The 20,607-nt window shown below is 75.2% G+C and carries 7 protein-coding genes (1 of these 7 running past the window's edge); all 7 read right to left on the reverse strand.

Going from position 1 to position 20,607, the window contains the following annotated elements:
* Tightly spaced (each overlapping or abutting the next), the 7 genes in view from ACQP00_RS39350 to ACQP00_RS39380 form a layout consistent with a single transcriptional unit that may run on beyond the window.
* Positions 1-1,338 (reverse strand): cation:proton antiporter, encoded by a 1,338-nt coding sequence (locus ACQP00_RS39350; protein ID WP_433206328.1) that lies wholly within the window; start codon positions 1,336-1,338, stop codon positions 1-3.
* The gene (locus tag ACQP00_RS39355) at positions 1,331-2,137 is read right to left on the reverse strand and encodes a siderophore-interacting protein (protein ID WP_433206331.1); all 807 of its coding nucleotides are present in this window, start codon (positions 2,135-2,137) and stop codon (positions 1,331-1,333) included. Before ACQP00_RS39355 ends, ACQP00_RS39350 begins: the two co-directional genes overlap by 8 nt.
* Complete coding sequence (locus tag ACQP00_RS39360) at positions 2,134-2,937, reverse strand: alpha/beta fold hydrolase (RefSeq protein WP_433206334.1); 804 nt, start codon at positions 2,935-2,937, stop codon at positions 2,134-2,136. Before ACQP00_RS39360 ends, ACQP00_RS39355 begins: the two co-directional genes overlap by 4 nt.
* Positions 2,928-4,685: an ABC transporter ATP-binding protein gene (locus ACQP00_RS39365; protein WP_433206337.1), complete on the reverse strand. Its 1,758-nt coding sequence runs from the start codon at positions 4,683-4,685 to the stop codon at positions 2,928-2,930. Before ACQP00_RS39365 ends, ACQP00_RS39360 begins: the two co-directional genes overlap by 10 nt.
* Complete coding sequence (locus tag ACQP00_RS39370; protein ID WP_433206340.1) at positions 4,678-6,336, reverse strand: ABC transporter ATP-binding protein; 1,659 nt, start codon at positions 6,334-6,336, stop codon at positions 4,678-4,680. Before ACQP00_RS39370 ends, ACQP00_RS39365 begins: the two co-directional genes overlap by 8 nt.
* Complete coding sequence (locus tag ACQP00_RS39375) at positions 6,333-17,651, reverse strand: amino acid adenylation domain-containing protein (protein ID WP_433206343.1); 11,319 nt, start codon at positions 17,649-17,651, stop codon at positions 6,333-6,335. Before ACQP00_RS39375 ends, ACQP00_RS39370 begins: the two co-directional genes overlap by 4 nt.
* Positions 17,648-20,607, reverse strand: partial view of an amino acid adenylation domain-containing protein gene (locus tag ACQP00_RS39380; RefSeq protein WP_433206346.1) — the final stretch only. Its footprint extends 11,533 nt past the window's final position; the window shows 2,960 of its 14,493 coding nt (coding positions 11,534-14,493); its start codon lies beyond the right edge, outside the window — the gene reads right to left on this strand; its stop codon occupies positions 17,648-17,650. The genes ACQP00_RS39375 and ACQP00_RS39380 overlap by 4 nt, the downstream gene beginning before the upstream one ends.

Raw genomic sequence — 20,607 nt, forward strand, 5'->3', positions numbered from 1 at the left:
CTAAGCCGGAGCTCCCGAGAGGGCCTGCTCCCGGTCGCGTTCCTGCTCGGACAGCTGCACGCGGGTCATCGCCCGGCGCAGGATCGGCGGGCCCATCACCGAGGTGACGACCGCGATGAGGACGACCACGGTGTAGGTCGCGGTCGACAGCACCCCCAGCCGCAGGCCGGTGGTGGCCACGACGACCTCGACCACGCCCCGCGAGTTCATCCCGGCGCCGAGGGCGATGCCCTCCCAGTGCGACAGCCGGCTGGCCCGCGCGCCGACGTAGGCGCCGACGAACTTGCCGACGATCGCGATCAGCAGCAGCGCCACCCCGGCCACCAGCACCCTGGGGTCGGCCAGCGCGGTGAGGTCCATCCGCAGCCCGGCGGTGGCCAGGAAGATCGGGGCCAGCACCGACAGCACCACCGTGCGCAGCGGCGCCAGGTCGGTCCACAGCGGCCGGGCGGGCCGGGCGTCGAGCTCCCCGGGCCGCTCGCGGGTCCGGCCGATGAGGATGCCGGCCACGAACGCCCCGAACAGCGCCTCCATGCCCATCGCCTGGGTGGCGGCCGCGCCGAGCAGGACCAGGATCACCGCGACGGTGACCCGCACCCCGCCCTCGGCCGAGCGGGCGGCGAGCCGCATCACCCAGCGGACCAGCGGGCGGCCCACGAGCAGGGCGGCGGCGAGGAAGCCCAGGAGGTACACGATGGACAGGACGACGGAGCCCGCGTGCACGCCGGTGGTGGCGGCGGCCGCGACCACCGACAGCAGGAACCAGCCGATCGCGTCGTCGAACGAGCCGGCGGCCAGGGTCAGCTGCCCGATGTCGCGGTGCAGCAGGCCCATGTCGGCGAGCGTCTTGGCGATCACCGGGATCGCGGTGACACACATCGCCACCCCGAGGAACAGGGCGAAGACCCATCTGTCGGTACGGCCGGTCAGCAGCGCCGCCGGCACCAGGAAGCCGGCGGCGATGCCGAGGGCGAGCGGCAGCAGCAGCCCGGAGAGGCTCACCCGCAGCCCGGTCAGGCCGCGCCGGCGGATCATCCCGGCGTCGAGCTGGGCGCCGGTGACGCCGACGAGCAGCAGCACGCCGACCTGCCCGACCGCGTCGACGAGGTGCAGCTGGTTGGCGTCGGCCGGGAACAGCCAGCGCAGGAAGCCGGGCGACCACGCGCCCAGCAGCGAGGGGCCGAGAATCACGCCGGTGAGCAGCTCGCCGACGAGGGCGGGCAGCTTGACCCGGACCGCGAGCCGGCCCAGCGCGAGCGCGACGAGCAGCAGGACCGAGACCTGCAGCAGGAACAGCAGCAGGGCGTGCGGAGCGAGGCTGGGTAGTGGACTAGTCACCGTCTTCCCCTTCGTGGTGATCGAGGTTCACCACTCCACGCTTCCAATACCCATCGATTTCTGTCCATTTTCTATTGAGCCCAGTCGCCCGGATGTGCCGGCGGATCGGCTTCAGGCCGCCCGCCTCGCCGGCCACCCAGACGTAGCCGTCGCCCGCCGGCAGTGCGAGCGCGGTCAGCTCCTCCCGCAGCGACTCGCCGCGCTCCCGGTGCAGCCAGCGCACGTCGGCGTCGGCCCGGGTGGGCAGCGGCTGCTCCTCGGCGTCGTTCGCCACCTCGATCCGGGCGATCACCTTCGCGCCCGCGGGGAGCCGCTCCAGCCACGCGGCCAGGGCCGGCAGCGCGGTCTCGTCGGCCCCGAGCAGGTACCAGTCGAAGGTGAAGGGCACGAGGTTCGACCCGCGCGGCCCGAGGATCCCCAGCCGCTGCCCCGGTGCCGCCTGGGCCGCCCACGAACCGCCGGGCCCGTGGCCGTGCAGCGCGAAGTCGATGTCGAGCTCGCGCTGCTCGGGGCGCAGGAACCGGACGGTGTAGTCGCGGAAGATCGGCAGCGGCTGCCCGGGCGGCGGCGGCTCCAGGCCGTCCTCGCCCAGCGTCGGCATCACCGGCAGCTCGGCCCCGGGCTCGGGGAAGAACACCTTGACGTGGTCGTCGGGGGCGGCGTAGCAGAAGCCGTCGAGCTGCTCGCCGCCGAAGGTCACGCGGACCATGCCGGGGCTGAGCCGGTGCACGCGCCGCACCTCGAGGAGTCTCGGGGTGAGGTCGTGCCAGACGAGCTCGACGTCGCGGGCGATGGTCATGCGCTGGTCTCCTTGGCGGTGATGAACTGCAGCAGCTCGGCGTTGAGCCGTTCGGGCTGTTCGAGGTATCCGTAGTGGCCGGCGTCGGGGATCTCGGCGTACCGGGCGCCGGGGATGGCCTTGGCCACCTCGCGGCCGAGCGGCGCGGGCGCGACCAGGTCGTCGGCGAACCCCACGACCAGGCAGGGCGTGCGGATGCGGCCGTAGTCGTCGAGCCGGTCGTCCTCGGCGCCCAGCTCGGTCCGGCTCTCCTCGCCGTTGCCGGCCAGGGGCGCGGCGAAGACGTCGAGCCAGTCCTGGGCGAGGCGGTCGTCGGCGAGGGTGCGCGGGGAGAGGTTGAAGGCGGCGCGGACCACGGCCCGGTAGAGCGGGGCAATATCCGTGCCGGCGACCGCGCGCTCGGCCTCGCTCATCGCGGCCAGGAAGGCGCCCTGGCGGCCGAAGGTGGCCATGAGCACGGCCCGGTCGACCAGGTCCGGGCGGCGCAGGCACACCTCGGCGGCGACCCGGGCGCCCATCGACGATCCGACCAGCCGGACCGGTCCCCCGTCGAGGTGCTCGATGAGGGCGATCGTGTCCGCCACCAGGTCGGCGAAGGTGACCAGGTCAGGCGTGTCCGACGGCGGGATGCCGCGGGCGTCGAAGGTGACGACCGTGTAGCCGGCGGCGACGAGGGCCGGCACCTGGTAGAGGTGCCACGTCCGGCCGCGCGCGCCGGTTCCGGCCAGCATCAGTACCAGCGGACCTGCTCCGGTCTGTTGCACGTTGAGCCGCGTGCCATTGACGTCGATCAGGGGCATGGTTCCTCCGCTCGGGCGACACAGGCCACGTCGGCGGAGACGCGGTCGGCCGGCGCCGGGTCCGCGACCCGGCCCGCGTGGAGGCGGACGATGCGGGGCAGGCGCTCGATGGTGCTGGTGCGGTGGGCGATGACGAGGACCGTGCGGTCGCGGCGCAGCGTGGCCAGGGCGGCCTCGATGCGGTGGGCGGTGCGCGGGTCGAGGTCGGCGGTGGCCTCGTCGAGGATGAGCACGTCGGGGTCGATCATCGCGGCCCGGACCAGGCCGACCAGCTGCCGCTCACCGGCCGAGAACCGCTCGCCGCGCCGGCCCAGCGGGGCGTCGAAGCCGCCCGGCAGTCCCTCGACCCAGCCGGTCAGCCCGAGCCGGTCGGCGGCCGCGGCGAACTCGGCGCGGCCCGGCCGTCCCGGGGTGAGCGCCAGGTTGTCGGCCAGGGTGCCCGAGATGACGTGCACCTGCTGCGGGATGAGCACCAGGCGGCGGCGCAGCTCGGCCGGGTCGAGCGCGGCCAGGTCGGCCCCGTCGTGGCGGACGCTGCCGCCGTCCGGCCGGTACAGCCCGCACAGCAGCTTCGCGAGGGTCGTCTTCCCCGAGCCGGTCTCGCCGACGAGCCCCGCGTGTTCGCCGGGCGCGAAGGCCACCGAGATGTCGTGCAGCACCGGTTCCCCGTCGCGGTACGCGTACGAGACCCCCTCCGCCACCAGTCCTTGTTCTCGAGGCGCGGGCCCGGTGCGGTCGCGCGCTTCGGTGCGCGCGGGCGGCTCGGCCGCGTCCAGCAGGTCGAGGAGGCGGGCCAGACCGACGCGGGACTCCAGCATCTCCCCGGCGACCAGCGTGAAGTCGTCGACGGAGCTGAACAGGTCGCGGCTGGCCAGCACGAACGTGACGACCACGCCGACCGTCACCACGTCCGCGCCGGCCAGCAGCCCGCCCACCACGAGCAGGGCGGCGCTGGTCAGGCCCTGGATCACCCAGGTGACGTCGATCCAGGTCGCGGCGCGCTGGGCCGCGCGGGCGGTGCTGAGGTACCCGCCGGCGTCCGCGCGCATCCGGGCCAGCCAGGTGCCGGTGGCCCCATCGATCCGCAGCTGCTCGCGGGCCTGCAGGCTCTCGGTGAACGTCGCCGACAGGGTGGCCTGGGCCGCGGCCTCGGCCGGGTAGGCGTCCTCGGCGGCCCGGCGGAACCGGCGGGTGATCCACCACATCGGCGGGCCGAACACGAGCAGCAGCACCCCGGACAGCTCCCAGGACGAGCTGATCAGGACGATCGCGGTGAACACGAGGTACCCGCCGAGCGAGATCAGGTCCGGCAGCTGGCTGCGCACGAACGTGGCCAGCTCGGCGATCTCCACCGTGGCCCGGCGCAGCAGGTCGCCGCCCCGGTGCGCCTCCAGGAACCGCAGCGGGGTCTCGCCCAGCCGGGCCACCACCAGGTCGCGCAGCCCCTGCACGACCCGCTCGCCGGCCCGGGTCAGCAGCACCTCGGACCAGCGCAGCAGGATCGTGCGGGCGACGACCAGGCCGAGCACGGTCCCGGCGGTGACGAGCAGCCCGTGCCGGTCGTGGTCGAGCAGCCGGTCGACGGCCCGGCCGATGAGCACCGGGATCAGGGTCAGGGCGAGCGTGGAGAGCAGGTTGACCACGACCCCGGCCGCGACCGCGCCGCGGTGCGCGCGCAGGTGCGGCCAGGCCCGGCGCACGACGTGGCGCAGGTCCGGCTCCTCGGCGAGCATGCGTACGTCAGCCACGGCCCACCAGCTCCTCGCGCTGCCCGGTCCCGGTGTTGAGGCCCTCGCCCAGGTCGATTACCCGGTCGGCGGCCTCGGCGACCGCGGGGCGGGAGGTGGCGAAGACGATCGTGACGCCGAGCTCCCGCAGGCCGCGCAGGATGCGCTGTTCGGTGGCGGCGTCGACGGCCGAGGTGACGTCGTCCAGCAGCAGCACCCGCGCGCCGCGCAGCAGGCCGCGGGCGAGGGCGAGGCGCTGGAGCTGGCCGCCGGAGACCGTGTTGCCGCGCTCCCCCACCTCCGTCGCCAGCCCGTCGGGGAGGTCGGCGACAAAACCGTCGATCGCCGCGGTACGGCACGCCGCTCGCAGGTCGTCGTCGCTCAGCGCGGCGCGGCCGAGGCGCAGGTTGTCGGCGATCGTGCCGGACAGCAGCAGCGGGCGCTGGCCGACGATGGTGACCGCCTCGCGCAGGCGGTCGGGGTCCAGCTCCCGCAGGTCGGTCCCGCCGTAGGTGACCCTGCCGGCGCTGGGCTCCTCGAGGCCGGCGAGCAGGCGGAGGAGGGTGGTCTTGCCGGTGCCGACCCCGCCGACCACGGCCACGAAGGCCGCCTCCGGCACGGACAGGTCGGGCAGCTCGATCGGTTCGCGGCCGGCCCGCTCGACGCTGAGGTTCTCGGCGTTGAGCTCGCCGTCCCGCGGGGCCGCGGTGCCCTTCGGTCGCGCCGGTCCCGCGTCGAGGACGGCGCCGATCCGCCCGGCCGCCGTCCAGGCGTCGCCGAGCTGGTTGAACCGGAACGTCAGCATCATGACCTGGCGGCCGAGCAGCGTCATCCAGCTCGCGAACGAGACCAGCCCGCCGACGGTGAACGCGCCGTCGAGCACGAGCAGGCCGCCGACGCCGACCCCGACCGCGGTGGCCAGCCAGGGCACGAACGGGGCGTGCGCCGCCCAGGAGGCCGCGACCCGGGCCAGCGCGAGGGTGCGCTCGCGGACGTCGTCGCTGGCGCCCCGGTGCCGGCGGACCAGTTCGGTCTCGCCGCCCAGCCCGCGGACCGCCGTGCTGGCCGAGAGCAGGTCCTCGACGGCGTCGGCCCGGGCGCTGTGGGCCGCGGACAGGGCGCTGTTGGCCCGCTCGTACCGCCGCGGGTACCAGAGATTGACGATGATCAGCAGCGGGACGGTGGCCAGCCCGATGGCGGCGAGGGCCGGCCCGAGCGTGGCGACCACCGCGATGACGGCGACGAAGCCGAGCACCCCGCTCACCAGCGACGGCACGGTGGCGATCCACACGATGAGCGTCTCGACGTCCCGGGTGCCGCGGGTGACCAGATCGCCGGTGGAGAACCGGCCCGCGGTCGCGGTGTCCCAGCCGAGGATGCGGTCGGCCAGCCGCAGCAGCAGCGCGTTGCCGGCCCGGACCCCGGCCAGCGCCGCCCACCACCGCATCGCGAACTCGGCCCCGGTCAGCGCGACGGACACGGCCAGGGTCGCCGCCGCCCACCAGAACAGCGCGGGCCGGTCGCCGGCGGTGATGCCGTCGTCGAGCGCGCGGCCGAGGCACCACGGGAGCAGGATCAGGCCGCCCTGGTACGCGAGGCCGCCCACCCACGACGCGCCGACTCCCCGCCCCGCGTGGCGCAGGCACCACCGCAACAGCACCGTGGGGCTCATGCGCGCACCGCCAGGGCGGCGACGGTACGCAGCTCGAGCAGGTCCCGCAGCCGCAGCTCGACCCCGGCCGCGCGGGCCGCGCTGGTGAGCCGCATCGCCGCGATGCTGTCCCCGCCGAGGTCGAAGAAGCTCTCCTCGGCCCCGACCTCGTCGACGCCGAGCGCGGCGGCGAACAGCGCCGCGAGCCGCTCCTCGGCCTCCCCGTGCGGCGGCCGCCCGGTGGCGGTGTGCTCCGGCTCGGGCAGCGCGGCCCGGTCGAGCTTGCCGTTCACGGTCAGCGGGATCGCGTCGACCCGCACGACCGCGGCCGGCACCAGGTAGGCCGGCAGCCGCTGCCCGGCCCACGCCTTGACCTCCCGCGGTTCGGCGGTCGCGGCGACGACGTACGCGATCAGGCGCCCGCCCGCGGCCACGACGACGCACTGGGCGACGTCCGGGTGCTCGGCGAGCGCGACCGCGACCTCACCGGGCTCGACCCGGTGCCCGCGGATCTTCACCTGGTCGTCGGCCCGGCCCAGGTAGTCGATGCGGCCGTCGGCGGTCCAGCGGGCGACGTCGCCGGTGCGGTACATGCGAGCTCCGGGTCGGTTCGTGAACGGATCGGCGACGAACCGCTCGGCGGTGAGTCCGGCCCGGCGCAGATAGCCCAGGGCCAGCTGCGCGCCGCCGATGTAGAGCTCCCCGGCCACCCCGGGCGGGACGGGCCGCAGGCGCCGGTCGAGCACGTACAGCGTCAGGTTGGCGACCGGCCGCCCGATGAGCGCCCGCGGCACCTCCTTGACCCGCTGCACGACCGCGTCGACGGTGCACTCGGTGGGGCCGTAGAAGTTGTACGACTCGGTGTCGGGCAGCGCGGCCATGGCCGCCCACAGCGGGTCGGGCACCGCCTCCCCGCCGACCCCGAGCACCGCCAGCCCGGCCGCGTCGAACCCGGCCGCGAGCAGCTGCTCCAGGTGCGAGGGGGCCACCTCGATGACGTCGATGCCGTTGTCCCGCAGCAGCGCCGCGAGCAGCCGCGGGTCGCGGCGGGGCTCGTCGGTGACCAGGTGCAGCTCGTCCCCGCCGAGCAGGGCGAGCAGCGGCTGCCACGACGCGTCGAACGCGAACGACCAGTTGTGCGCGACGCGCAGCGGGCGTCCGAGGCGTTCGGCGGCCGGCCCGAGGATGCGGTGCCGGTGGCTGGCGTGCAGGTTGACGACCGTACGGTGCGGGACGAGCACGCCCTTGGGTCGCCCGGTCGAGCCGGACGTGTAGATGACGTAGGCCGGGTGATCGGGCGTGATCGCTGCCGGTGCCGCCGTGGCGGTGGGCCAGGGTTCGTCGAGCACCAGCGTTGCCGTGCCGGGCGGCAGCAGGTCCACTGTGGACCGCACGGCGAGCGTGACGACCGGTTTCGCGTCGTCGAGCATGGCGGCGATGCGGGCGGGCGGGTATTCGGGGTCGATCGGCAGGTAGGCGGCGCCGGAGCCCATCGCCCCGAGGATCGCCGGCACGATGTGTTCCCCGCGGGGCAGCACGAGCGCGACGAGCCGGCCGGGGCCGGCCCCGGTCGCGGCGAGCACCCCGGCGAGCGCGTCGGCCTCGGCGGCCAGCCGCGCGTAGCTCCACCGCCGCTCCCCCACCACCAGCGCGGTGTTGTCCGGCGTCCGGGCGGCCCACCCGGCGACCAGCCCGGGCAGGGTGGCCGGTGTGACGTCGACCGCGCCGGCGTTCCAGTCCACGAGGATCCGGTGCCGCTCGGCTCCGGTCAGCGCATCCGCCCGGTCCACGGCCCGCCCGGGATCGGCGGCCAGGTCCCCGGCGAGCGCGACGAGCCGATCGAGCAGCAGCCGCGCGGTGGCCGCGTCGAACACGTCGGCCCGGTACTCCAGCGTCAGGTGCAACCCGTCATCGTCGGCGGCGACGAGCGTCAGCGGATAGTGGGTGGCGTCCCGCGCGGTGACGTCGGCGAGTTTGAGCCCCGCGGCGCGCTGGCTGTCGTCGAGCCGTTCCGCGTCGACCGGGTAGCTCTCGAACACCACGAGGGTGTCGAACAGCTCTCCGCCGCCGGCCAGGCGCTGGATGGCGGCGAGCCCGAGGTGCTGGTGGGCGAGCAGCTCGGCCTGGCCGCGCTGCAGCCGGTGCAGGAACTCCGCCCAGCTCTCGCTTGCCCGCAGGCCGGCCCGGACCGGAACCGTGTTGATGAACAGCCCGATCATGTCGGCCGACCCGGCGAGCTCGGGCGGCCGCCCGGCGACGGTGGCCCCGAAGACGACGTCGTCCCGCCCGGTGAGCCGCCCGAGCACGACCGCCCACAGCCCCTGGACGAGCGTGTTGAGCGTGATCCCGTTCGCCTTGGCGAACGCGGCCGCGGCGGCGGGCAGCTCGGCACTGATCTCCCCAGGCAGGCTCCCGGCCCGCCCGGTAGCCCCCGGCGCGACGAGTGTCGGCTCCCCCACCCCGGCGAGAGCCGCCCGCCAGGCCTCCTCAGCGGCCTCGTTGTCGGCGGCTTCGAGCCAGGCGAGGAAATCCCGATACGGCCGGGCAGGCGCCGGCAGGGCCCCCGCGTACGCGGCGAACAGCTCCCGCGCGATCAGCGGCCCGGACCACCCGTCGACGAGCAGATGATGCTGGGTGATCACGAGCGTGTGCCGATCGTCATCGTGCCGCTGCAGCAGCATCCGCATCAGCGGCGCCCTGGCCAGGTCAAAGGCCCGCGCCCGCTCGTCGTCGGCACTGCCCTGGTCGTCGTACCGCCACGGAACCTCAACCTTGGCGGGAACCACCTGAACAGGACGCCCGTTGGCGGTGGTGGTGAACGCGGCCCGAAGGTTGGGATGCCGCTCGAGCAACGTGTCCGCAGCCGCCCGGAGCCGGTCGGCGTCGAGGGGCCCTTCGAGTTCGAGACTCTGCTGCACCGCGTACCCGGTGTCGTCGAGCTGATGCAGGTAGAACAGCCCTTCCTGCAACGGCGTCAGCGGCAGCACGTCGACGAGGCCGGGGAACCGCTCGCTCAGCTCGTCGAGCTCGGTCTGGTCGACGGCCGCGAGCACGTCGGACGGGGTGCGGGCACCCTGGTGGTCGACCAGCGTCCCGATGAGGTCGATGGCGTCGGTCCACGCGGTCAGGAGTTCACCGGCATCCCGAACGGCGTGGCGCGGGTAGGCGATCGACAGGCGGAGTTCGCCGTCCACGATGGACGCCTCGACGGAGTAGGCGTGCCGGACCGGCAGGTGGTCCCCGGCATCGCCGCGCAGCCCGTCGATCGGCGTCCACGGCCGAACGTCGGCGGGCCGGTTCTCCGCGTCGCCGGTCTGGTGGCCGAGGTAGTTGAACAGGATCGGCGCGGTGACGTCCGGGAGCCGGTCGCGCAGCAGGCCGTAGCCGATGCCCCCGTCGGGTGCGGCGCGGAGCTGTTCCTTGACGGCCTTCAAGGCGGTTTCGGGGTCGTCGCCGCTGGTCGTGAGGCGGACAGGGTGCGTGGTCGTGAACCAGCCCACCGTGCGCGACAGGTCGGCGCCGGGCAGGAGGGCCTCTTCGCGGCCGTGGCCCTCCAGCTCGACCAGGATGTCGCGGCGCACCAGGGCGAGGGCGGCCAGCAGCACGTCCTGTTGGTTCACGCGGTACTGCGGCAGGGCCACCACGGGAACGCGGGCCGTCACCTGGTCGAGCGTCCCCAGTGTGTCCCGCCCCCCGTCCAACGCGAAGCCCTCCGCCGCACCATCCACAATGGACCGCCAATACGGCAGTTCCCGCGCCCGGTCGAGCTTCCCGAGCGCCAGCACCCACTCCCGGAACGACGTCTCCGGCTCCACAGTGGACTCGCCCGCCAGGTCGGCTATGAGGATCGGCCAGGAGACCGCGTCGACCGCGAGGTGGTGGATCTCCAGCAGGACCTCGTCACCCGCAAGCACCGCCCGCAGCATCCTTCCCGCCGCCGGGTCGAGGTCGGCCGTGCCGACCAGTGCCGAGGCATCCACCGCGCCGGGTGGGGGGATCTCCAGGCCGGCGCCGGTCCAGGTCGCCCGCAGCACGTCGTGGCGGTCCAGCAGCACCTGGACGCGCCGGGTCAGGTCCGCCGTGGTCAGGCCGGCCGGGGCGCGCAAGCGCATCGACTGGGACAAGCGGGGGTCGTCCGCGCCCGGGGCCAGCATGATGGGGGTGGCCGGGACGAAGCCCCAGCCCGCCGACCGGTCGCGCTGCTCCGCCACGAGCGGCACCGCCACCGCCGCCAGACCCTCCACCGTCGGGCGGGCGAAGACGTCCCGGGCCGTGATGCGCCAGCCCGCCTCCCGCGCCCGCGCGGTCAGCTGCAGGGCCAGGATGCTGTCGCCGCCCAGGGCGAAGAACCCGTCCCGGACGCCGGCGCGCGGCAGGCCCAGGACCTCGGCCACCAGGCGGGCCAGCACCGCCTCGGTCTCCGTGCGGGGCTCGTCGTCGCCGGCCCGGGCGGCGAAGTCCGGTGCGGGCAGCGCGTTGCGGTCCAGTTTGCCGTTGCCGGTCACCGGCAGCGCGGGCAGCGCGACGAACGCGGCCGGGACCATGTGCTCCGGCAGGCGCTCGGCCACCCAGGACCGGTCCACCGAGCCGACCACGTAGGCGATCAGGCGGCCTTCGCGGGCCACCACGACCGCCTCCGCGACCTGCGGATGGGACGCGAGCACGGCGGCGATCTCGCCCGGTTCGACGCGCTGGCCGCGGATCTTCACCTGGTCGTCGGTGCGGCCGAGGTAGACGATCCGGCCGTCGGGGTCGAGGCGGGCCAGGTCGCCGGTGCGGTACATGCGCTCGCCCGGAACGAACGGGTCGGCCACGAACCTGGTCGCGGTCAGTCCGGCCCGGCCCAGGTAGCCGCGGGCCAGCTGGACGCCCGCGAGGTAGAGCTCGCCCTGCGCCGCGGGGCGCAGCCACGGGTCGAGGAGGTACGTGCGGGTGTTCCAGACCGGAAGGCCGATCGGGACCGGGGCCGCCGCATCCGCGACCGCGTGGGACGTGACGTCGACCGCGGCCTCCGTCGGGCCGTACAGGTTGTGCAGCTCGACGCCCGGCAGCACCTCGGCGAACCGCGCCGCCACCTCGGCCGGCAGGGCCTCGCCGCTGGCGATGACCCGCCGCAGCGGCACGCCGGCGGCGGTGGGCTCGGCGAGGAAGGCCCGGAGCATGGACGGTACGAAATGGACGGTCGAAACGCCCTCGCGCCGGATCAGGCCGGCGAGATAGGCCGGGTCGCGGTGGCCGTCGGGCCGCGCGACGACGAGGGTCGCGCCGGTGACGAGCGGCCAGAAGAACTCCCACACCGACACGTCGAAGCCGGCCGGGGTCTTCTGCAGGACGCGCTCGCCCCGCGTCAACGGGTACTCCGCCTGCATCCACAGGAGACGGTTGACGATCGCGCGGTGCGTGACGGTCACGCCCTTGGGGCGGCCGGTCGAGCCGGAGGTGTAGATGACGTAGGCCGCCGTGCCGGGCAGGACCCGCGGCGCCTCCCACGGTCCCGAGGGGTCCTCGGCCACGGTTTCCGTCGTCAGTACCGCCACCGCCCCCGCATCCGCCAGCAGCATCGCGTTGCGCTCGCGCGGGTGGGTGGGGTCGAGCGGCAGGTACGCGGCGCCGGCGCGCTGCACGGCATGCAGCGCGACGACGAGCTCCACCGACCGGGGCAGCGCGACGGCCACGACGCTCTCCGGCCGCACACCCAGCTCGTGCAGGCGGGCGGCGAGCCGGTCCACGCGCGCGTCGAGCTCGGCGTACGTCAGCTCCGTGCCCTCGAACCGCAGCGCGATCGCGTCCGGGTGCGCGGCGACCGCGGCCCGGAACAGGTCGGGCAGCGTCGTGGCGGGGACCGGTCGCGGGAGCCCCGCCGGGCCCGGCTCGCCGAACTCGGCGAGGGCGCGGCCGACCGGGGCGGAGGGGCGGGCGGCGAGGGTGGCGAGGATCGTGCCGTACCGGTCGATGAGGTCCTCGGCGATCCGCTCGGAGAACAGGTCGCCGCGGTAGGCAAGGCCGAGCCGGAGCCGCTCCCCGGGCGCGACGGCGAGGGTGAGCGGGTAGTGCGGGGCGTCGTCGCCGGTCACGCCGGTCATCCGCAGCCCGCCGGCCCCGGTCGCGGCCCGCAGCGCGTCCCCGTCGAGCGGGTAGCTCTCGAAGATCGTGAGCGTGTCGAACAGCTCGCCGACGCCGCCGAGCCGCTGGATGTCGGCGAGCGGGAGGTGCTGGTGCTCCAGGAGCGCGGCCTGGCCGGCCTGGACGCGGTCGAGCAGCGCGGTCCAGGACTCGGCGGGGTCGAGCGGCACGCGGACCGGCAGCGTGTTGATGAAGAAGCCGATCATGTCCTCGACGCCGGGCACCTGGGCCGGGCGGCCGGACACGGTGGTGCCGAAGACGACGTCGGTGCGGCCGGTGAGCTGGACGAGCAGCACCGCCCAGGCCGCCTGCACGACGGTGTTCAGGGTGACCTGCCGCTCCCGCGCGAGGGTGGTGAGCCGCGCGGTCACCTCGGCCGGCAGCTCCCGTTCGAGCTGGCCCGGGCGGGCGTCGGCGGGGCCGGCGGCGGGCGCGACGAGCGTCGGCTCCTCGATCCCGGCCAGCGCCCGGCCCCACGCCTGCTCGGCGGCGGCCCGGTCGGTGCGCCGCAGCCAGCGCAGGTACTCCTCGTACGGGCGCGGACGCGGCAGCTCCCGCCCGGCGTACAGGTCGAACAGGTCCCGCACGGCCAGCGGCGTGGACCACCCGTCGAGCAGCACGTGGTGGTTGGTGAGCACGAGCCGGTGCCTGCCGGGCAGCCGCACGAGGGTGAGCCGCAGCAGCGGCGCCTGCGCCAGGTCGAAGGTCCGACCCCGATCGGCCGCGGCGAGCCGTTCGAACGCCGTTTCAGGGTCGGCCTCGCCGTACAGGTCCACCTCGGACCACGGCAGCTCGGCCCGCGCGGCCACGACCTGCCGCAGCACGCCGCCGGCCCCGGCCGGGAACGCGACGCGCAGGGTGGCGTGCCGGTCGAGCAGCGCCTGCCCGGCCGCGCGCAGGCGCCGCGCGTCGAGCGGCCCTTCGAGGTCGAGGACCTGCTGCACCACGTACGGGTCGACGTCCCCGGCCAGCGCGGCCAGGAAGACGAGCCCCTCCTGCAGCGGCGTGGGCGGCCACACGTCGGCCAGCCCGCCTGGCCGCCGCTCCAGCGCCTCGACCTCGGCCTGGGTCAGGCCCGGCTGCAGCAGGTCGGACGGGATGAGCCCGGCGTCCACGGTGGACAGTTCGGCCAGCGCCGCGAACCAGTCGGCCGCGATGACCCGCACCGCCTCCTCGCCGATGACCCCGGCGGGATAGCTGAGCGTTGCGGTGAGCCGGCCGCCGACCACGGACGCGTTGATGTCGAGGGTCCGGGCCAGCGGCATCGCCGGGTCGGCCGCACCACCGAGGCCGCCGATGGGTTCCCAGTCGCGGTTTTCCGCGTCGGTACCGCCCAGTCTCCCCAAATAGTTGAACGTCACCTGCGGCCGGGGCCCGTCGAGGTCCAGCAGCCCGAACCGCGCCCCGTTGTCGGGCACGGCGCGCAGCTGTTCCCGCACCGCCCTGAGCGCGGCCGCGGGGCCGCCGGTCCCGGGCGTGAGCCGCACCGGGTACTCGGTCGTGAACCACCCGACGGTGCGGGACACGTCGCTGCCCGGGACGAGCTGCTCCTCCCGCCCGTGCCCCTCGAGCTCGACGAGCACGCTGTCCCGCCCGCCGCGCCGGGTCAGGGCGAGCGCGAGCGCGGCGAGCAGCCGGTCCTGCGCGGTCGCCCGGCCCGCCCCGCTGAGCAGGCCGGCGTCGGCGTCCACGGTCACGGTGCGCGCGGTCGCGACGGTGTCCCGGCCGGGATCGACGGCCCGGTCCCCGAGCGGCGCCTCGTCCTCGACGCCGACGACGCTCTGCCAGTACTCGCGCTGCTCCGCGGCATCGGCGCTCGCCAGTCCGGCGGCCCACTCCCGGAAGCTGGTTCCCGGCCGCGGGTCAGGCTGGGCCGGGTCGGCGGAGTCGGCGAGGTCGGCCAGCAGGATGCGCCAGGAGACGCCGTCGACGACGCTGTGGTGGATGACGAGCAGGAGCCGATCCCCGTCGCGTACGGCCTGCAGCATGATCCCGGCCGCCGGGTCGAGCCGGTCGGCGGCGGCCTCGGCGTCGATCGGGCCGGTCCGGACGAGGTCCGTGGCGCGAACCGTGCCGGGGGCCGGGATGTGCAGCCCGGCCGGGGTGAGCCGGGCCCGCAGCACGTCGTGCCGGTCGAGCAGCCCTTGGATGACGTTCCCGAGCTGGGGGTCGGTGAGCCCGGCGGGCAGGCGCAGGACCATCGACTGGCTGTACCGCCGCGACGGCCCGGCCCCGAGCAGCCACCGCAGCGCGGGGGTGAGCGGCACGTCCCCGACCCCGCCGCCGGCCGCGACCTGGCGCCGCACCGGCTGGAGCGGCTCGGCGACGGCGGCGATGGCGGCCACGGTCCGCAGCTCGAACACCTGCCGCGGCGTGATCCGCAGCCCGGCCGCCCGGGCGCGGGCCACGAGCTGGATGCTGACGATGCTGTCCCCGCCGAGGGTGAAGAACCCGTCGTCGACCCCGACGGCCGGCAGCCCGAGCACCTCGGCGACGAGGGCGCAGAGCAGCTCCTCGGTCGCGGTGCGCGGCGCGGTGCCGCTGCTGAGTCCGGCGAAGTCGGGCGCGGGCAGGGCGCGCTTGTCGACTTTCCCGGCCACGGTGGTCGGGATGTGTGCGAGCCCCACGTACGCGGCCGGCACCAGGTGCTCGGGCAGCCGCTCGGCGGCCCACTCGCGCAGGCCGGTGGCGTCCCCGACGGTGTAGGCGACGAGCCGCCCGTCGCGGGCGACGACGACGGCCTGCTCGACGCCGGGGTGTTCGAGGAGCGCGGCGGCCACTTCCCCGGGTTCGATCCGGAACCCGCGGATCTTCACCTGATCGTCGGCCCGACCAATGAAGTCGAGCGTCCCGCTTGCATCGCGCCGAACCACGTCCCCGGTCCGATACATCCGCTCCCCGGCCACGAACGGATCGGCCACGAACCGGGCAGCGGTAAGCCCCGGCCGGTCAAGATACCCCCGCCCGAGCTGAGCCCCAGCCAGATACAACTCCCCCTGCACGGCCGGCCGCAGCCACGAGTCGAGGATGTACGCGCGGGTGTTCCCGATCGGCCGCCCCACCGACGGCGTCGCACTGTCCTCGAGCCGGGCCATGAGCGTGTCGACGGTGCACTCGGTCGGCCCGTACAAGTTGATGGCGTCGGTCGCTTCGCGCAGCCCGGTCCACGTCTTCGGGTCGGCCGCCTCCCCACCGAGCGCCACCATCGCCGGCGGCTTGTCCAGCAGCCCGGCGGCGATGAGCGGCCCGGCGAGCGACGGCGTGACGTCGAGGAAGTCGATCCCGTGCCGGTGGACGTAGCCGACGAACAGGTCGGGGTCGCGGCGGGTCTCGTCGTCGAGCAGGTGCAGCTCATGCCCGGCAACGAGGAACAGCAACCCTTCCCACGACGTGTCGAACACCGTCGCCGCCGACAACGCGGCCTTGACCCGCTGCCCGGGCATCACGTGGGCCCGGTGATGCTGGAACAGATTCATCAAACTCGCGTGCTCAACCACCACCCCCTTCGGCCGGCCCGTCGAACCGGACGTGTAGATGAGATAGGCACCGTTACGCGGGTCGATCGCCGGAAGTTCGGCGTCCGCGTCCTCGCCCAGCACGTCGGGGGTGACCACCACCGCCGGGCGCGCGTCCCCGAGCAGGTAGTCGATCCGCTCGGCCGGATAGCCGGCATCGATCGGCAGATACACGCCACCGGAGCGCAACGCGGCCAACCACGCCACCACCGCGTCGACCGTGCGGGGCAACACCACCGCCACCGGCCGCTCCGGCCCAGCCCCTCGCGCAACCAGCACCCGGGCCAGCCGATCCACCCGCTCCGCCAACGCCGCAAACGTCAACGAAACCGAGCCACACCGCACCGCGACCGCGTCCGGCATCCGAGCCACAGTAACGGCGAACTCGTCGAGCAACGTCCCCTCAGGAACCGCCACCACCGTACCACGAACCGTGCCGTCCACAGTGGACAGCGAGGCCAGCACCGCGTCCGCCGGCGTTCCCATCAGCGCGGCCAGCCGGTCCAGCATCCGGGTCGCGGCCGAGCGGGAGATGAGGTCGGGCCGGAACTCCGCCCCGAGCACGAACCGCGAACCCGGAACGACGGTCACCGTGAACGGATAGTGGGTCGCGTCCCGCCCTGTCACCGCCGCCAGCCGCACCCCGGCCGCGTGCTCCAGCCCTCGTACACCTTCCTCGTCCAGCGGATAGCTCTCGAACACCAGCAGCGTGTCGAACAGCGGCCCCAGCCCCGCCTGCCGCTGGATCGCCGCGAGACCCAGGTGCTGGTGGTCGAGCAGCACGGCCTGCTCCGCCTGCAGCCGCCCGAGGAACTCCCCCCACGTGTCGCCCGGCCGGGGCAGGACCCGCACGGGCACGGTGTTGATGAACAGCCCGATCATGTCCTCGACGCCGGGCAAGCCCGCCGGGCGGCCGGACACGGTGGTGCCGAACACGACATCGGTGCGCCCGGTCAGCTCGGCCAGCACCAGCGCCCAGGCCCCCTGCACGACCGTGTTCACGGTGACCCCGAGCTCCCGCGCCCGCGCGATCACGTCGGCCCCGTCGACGACCAGCTCCAGCAGCGCCGGTTCGGCCGCCACGGGACCGGCCGCGGGACGCAGCAGCGTCGGCTCCTCCAGCCCGTCGAGCGCACCCCGCCACGCGGCCGAGGCGGCGTCGCGGTCCTGGCGCGCCACCCACGCCAGGTACTCCTTGTACGGGCGGGTCCGCGCGGGCTCCTGCCCGGAGTACAAGATGAGCAGGTCCTTGATGAGCAGCGGCGCCGACCAGCCGTCGAGCAGGATGTGGTGCGCGGTCAGCACGAGCCGGTGCCGCTCGGGCGCCTCGCGGACCAGGCACCACCGCAGCAACGGCGGCCTGGCCAGATCGAACGGCTTGCGGCGCTCCGCCTCGGCCACGGCCTCCGGATCACGACCGTCCACAAAGGACCACGCGACCGGCACCGCGGCCGGGATCAGCTGCACGGGCTGGCCGGCCTTGCGGGGGCGGAACGCGGCGCGCAGGTTGGCGTGCCGGTCCTGCACCGCCTGCGCCGCCGCCCGCAGCCGGTCCGCGTCCAGCGGACCGTCCAGGGTGAGCACCTGCTGGACGACGTAGACGTCGGGGTCGCCGTCGGCGTACGAGGAGAGGAAGTACAGACCCTCCTGCAGCGGCGACAGCGGCAGGATGTCCTGCAGTCCGCCCGGGCTGGTCACAAGAGCCTCCACTCGTCTTCGAACTCGTCGATCTCGTCCTGGCTCAGGGTCACCAGGCTCAGGTCGGACGGGGAGAACCCGCCGTCCGGGGACGCGGCCCGCAGCCGGTCCAGCGCGGCCAGCCACAGCTCGCCGAGGCGGGCCACGTCGGGCTCGGTGAGGACCGTCGCGACGTACGTGAGCCGCACGTCGAGCTCCGGTCCGGTCGGCAGGTCGAGCGTCCCCGCGTTGATCTCCAGCGCGTGCCCGGCCGGGAACGCGGGGTCGAGCCCGTCGCCGAGGGTGTCCCCCTCGGGCGCGGCGACCCAGTCGGCGTCGTCCCCGGCGGCCAGGCGACCGAGGTAGTTGAACAGGATCGCGGGCTCGGCCGCGGCGGGCAGCTCGCCCCGGTACCGCAGCAGCCCGTACCCCGCGCCGCCGTCCGGGATCGCCCGCAGCTGCTCCTTGACCCGCTTGAGGGCGGTGGCCGGATCGTCGCCGCCGGGGTCGAGGCGCACCGGGTAGTCGACGGTGAACCAGCCGACGGTGCGGGACAGGTCGCTGCCCGGCACGAGCTGCTCCTCGCGGCCGTGGCCCTCCAGGCGCAGCAGGACCCCGGGCTCGGCGGGCCGCCACTGCCGTACGGCGAGCGCGAGCCCGGCCAGCAGCACGTCCTGCACGCCGGCGTGGAACGCGTCGGGCACGGTGGTGAGCAGCGGCCGGGTCGCGTCGGCGGGCAGGCGCAGGGTCAGCTCCCGCTGGTCGCCGACCGTGGCCCCGGGTCGGCCATCGCCGTCCAAGGTGGACATCCACCGGGGCAGCTCGGCGCGGCGGTCGACCTGTTGCAGGCCGCGGGCCCAGGAGCGCAGCGACGTGCCGACCGGCGCGAGCTCCCGCCCGGCCCAGGCCTCGGCGAGGTCGCCCGCGATGATCCGCCACGACACGCCGTCCACGACGAGGTGGTGGGCGACGAGGAGCAGCCAGCGCGCGGACGGGTGCCACACCGCCTGCAGCATCCGCCCGGCCCGCGGGTCGAGCCGCCCGATCGCCGCGGCGTGCTCCTCCGCGAGGGAGCCGGCCGCGAGCCGGAGCTCGGGGGCCGCGCCGGGCGGCGGGATCACGAGGCCGTCGCCGGTCCAGCGGGCCCGCAGCGCGTCGTGCCGGTCCAGCACGGCCCGCAGCAGGCCGGCGAGCCGGTCGCGGGTCAGCGCCGCGGGGACGCGCAGGACGAGCGTCTGGGCGAAGGTGTCGATCGGCGCGTCCAGGTCGCGGAGCCAGGCGGTGATCGGGGTGAGCGGCACGGCCCCGTACGCCGCGTCGGCGGGCTCCCGCGCGGCCGGTGCGGTCGGCACGGCCACGGCGGCGAGCGCGGCGACCGTCTGGTGCTCGAACACCTGCCGGGCGGTCAGCTCCAGGCCGGCCGCGCGGGCGCGGGCGACGAGCTGCAGCGCCACGATGCTGTCGCCGCCGAGCGCGAAGAAGCCCTCGTCCGCGCCGACGTCGTCGATCCCGAGCAGCTCGGCGAAGAAGGACGCGAACAGCTCCTGGCCGGCGGTGGCCGGGCGGGCCGCCTCCCGCTCGACGACCGGCTCCGGCAGCGCGTTGCGGTCGACCTTGCCGGCCACGGTGACCGGAATGCGGTCCAGCGTCACGAACGCCGACGGGACGAGGTGGTCCGGGAGCCGGGCCGCGGCCCACGCCCGCAGGTCCGCGGCGGCGCCGACGGTGTAGGCGATCAGGCGGCCGTCGCGGGCGACGACCACGGCCCGCGCGACGTCCGGGTGCTCGGCGAGGACCGCCGCGACCTCGCCCGGTTCGATCCGGAAGCCGCGGATCTTCACCTGGTCGTCGGTGCGGCCGAGGAACTCGATCTGCCCGTCGCGGGTCCAGCGGGCCAGGTCGCCGGTGCGGTACATGACGGTGCCGGGCGGGCCGTACGGGTCGGCCACGAACCGCTCGGCGGTCAGGGCGGGCCGGTGCAGGTAGCTGCGGGCCAGGCCGGCGCCCGCGAGGTACAGCTCGCCGGGCACGCCGGGCGGCACGGGCCGCAGCGCCGCGTCGAGGATGTGGGCGCGCTTGTTCCGGTCGGGCCGGCCGATGAGGACCGGGCCGCCGGGCTCGCACACCCAGTACGTCGAGTTGACGGTCGCCTCCGTCGGCCCGTACGCATTGAGCATCCGGTGCGTGGCCGTCCACCGCGCCACGAGGTCGGGCGGGCAGCGGTCGGCCCCGGTGACCACGGTGACGCCGGGCGGCAGCACGCCGTCGGGCAGCGCGGCGAGGGCGGCCGGGGGCAGCGCGAAGTGGGTGATCCCGTGGTCGCGGACGAACTCGGCGAACGGCGCGCCCAGGCGGGACTCCTCGGGCACGATGACGAGCGTGCCGCCGCGCAGCAGGCTGATCGCCAGCTCGGCCACGGTCACGTCGAACGCGGGCGAGGCGAACTGGGCGATGCGCGCGCCCGGGCCGGCCTTCCACAGCTCGGCGAAGGTGGCCGCGAGGTCGGCGAGGCCGGCGTGCGGGACGACCACGCCCTTGGGCCGGCCGGTCGAGCCGGAGGTGTAGATGACGTACGCCGCGTTCTCCGGCCGCGGCACGCCCAGCGAACCGTCCTCGTCGCCCTCGTCGGGCCGCACCACCGGCACCCCCGCGATCGCGGCGCCCTCGCCCGCGATCGCCAGCACCGGCCGCGCGTCCTCGACCAGCAGGGCCACCCGCTCGGCCGGGTAGGACGGATCGACCGGCAGGTAGGCCGCGCCCGCCTTGGCGATCGCCAGCTCGGCGACGAACAGGTCCGAGGAGCGCGGCAGCAGCACCAGCACGAGCCGCTCCGGCCCCGCCCCCAACCGCCGCAGCCGGCGCGCGAGCCGGTCCGTGCGCGCGTCCAGCTCGGCGTAGGTCAGCCGGAGCGGCCCGTCCTCGATCGCGGGAGCGCCCGGGCGCCGGGCGACCTGGGCCGCGAACAGCTCCGGCAGCG

The sequence above is a fragment of the Dactylosporangium sp. CS-047395 genome (genome assembly GCF_050942185.1).
Taxonomy (GTDB): domain Bacteria; phylum Actinomycetota; class Actinomycetes; order Mycobacteriales; family Micromonosporaceae; genus Dactylosporangium.

Bases quoted from the DNA above. Each gene is read 5' to 3' on its own strand.
- ACQP00_RS39370 (WP_433206340.1), bottom strand. From the start codon at position 6,336: ATGAGCCCCACGGTGCTGTTGCGGTGGTGCCTGCGCCACGCGGGGCGG.
- ACQP00_RS39355 (WP_433206331.1), bottom strand. From the start codon at position 2,137: ATGACCATCGCCCGCGACGTCGAGCTCGTCTGGCACGACCTCACCCCG.
- ACQP00_RS39360 (WP_433206334.1), bottom strand. From the start codon at position 2,937: ATGCCCCTGATCGACGTCAATGGCACGCGGCTCAACGTGCAACAGACC.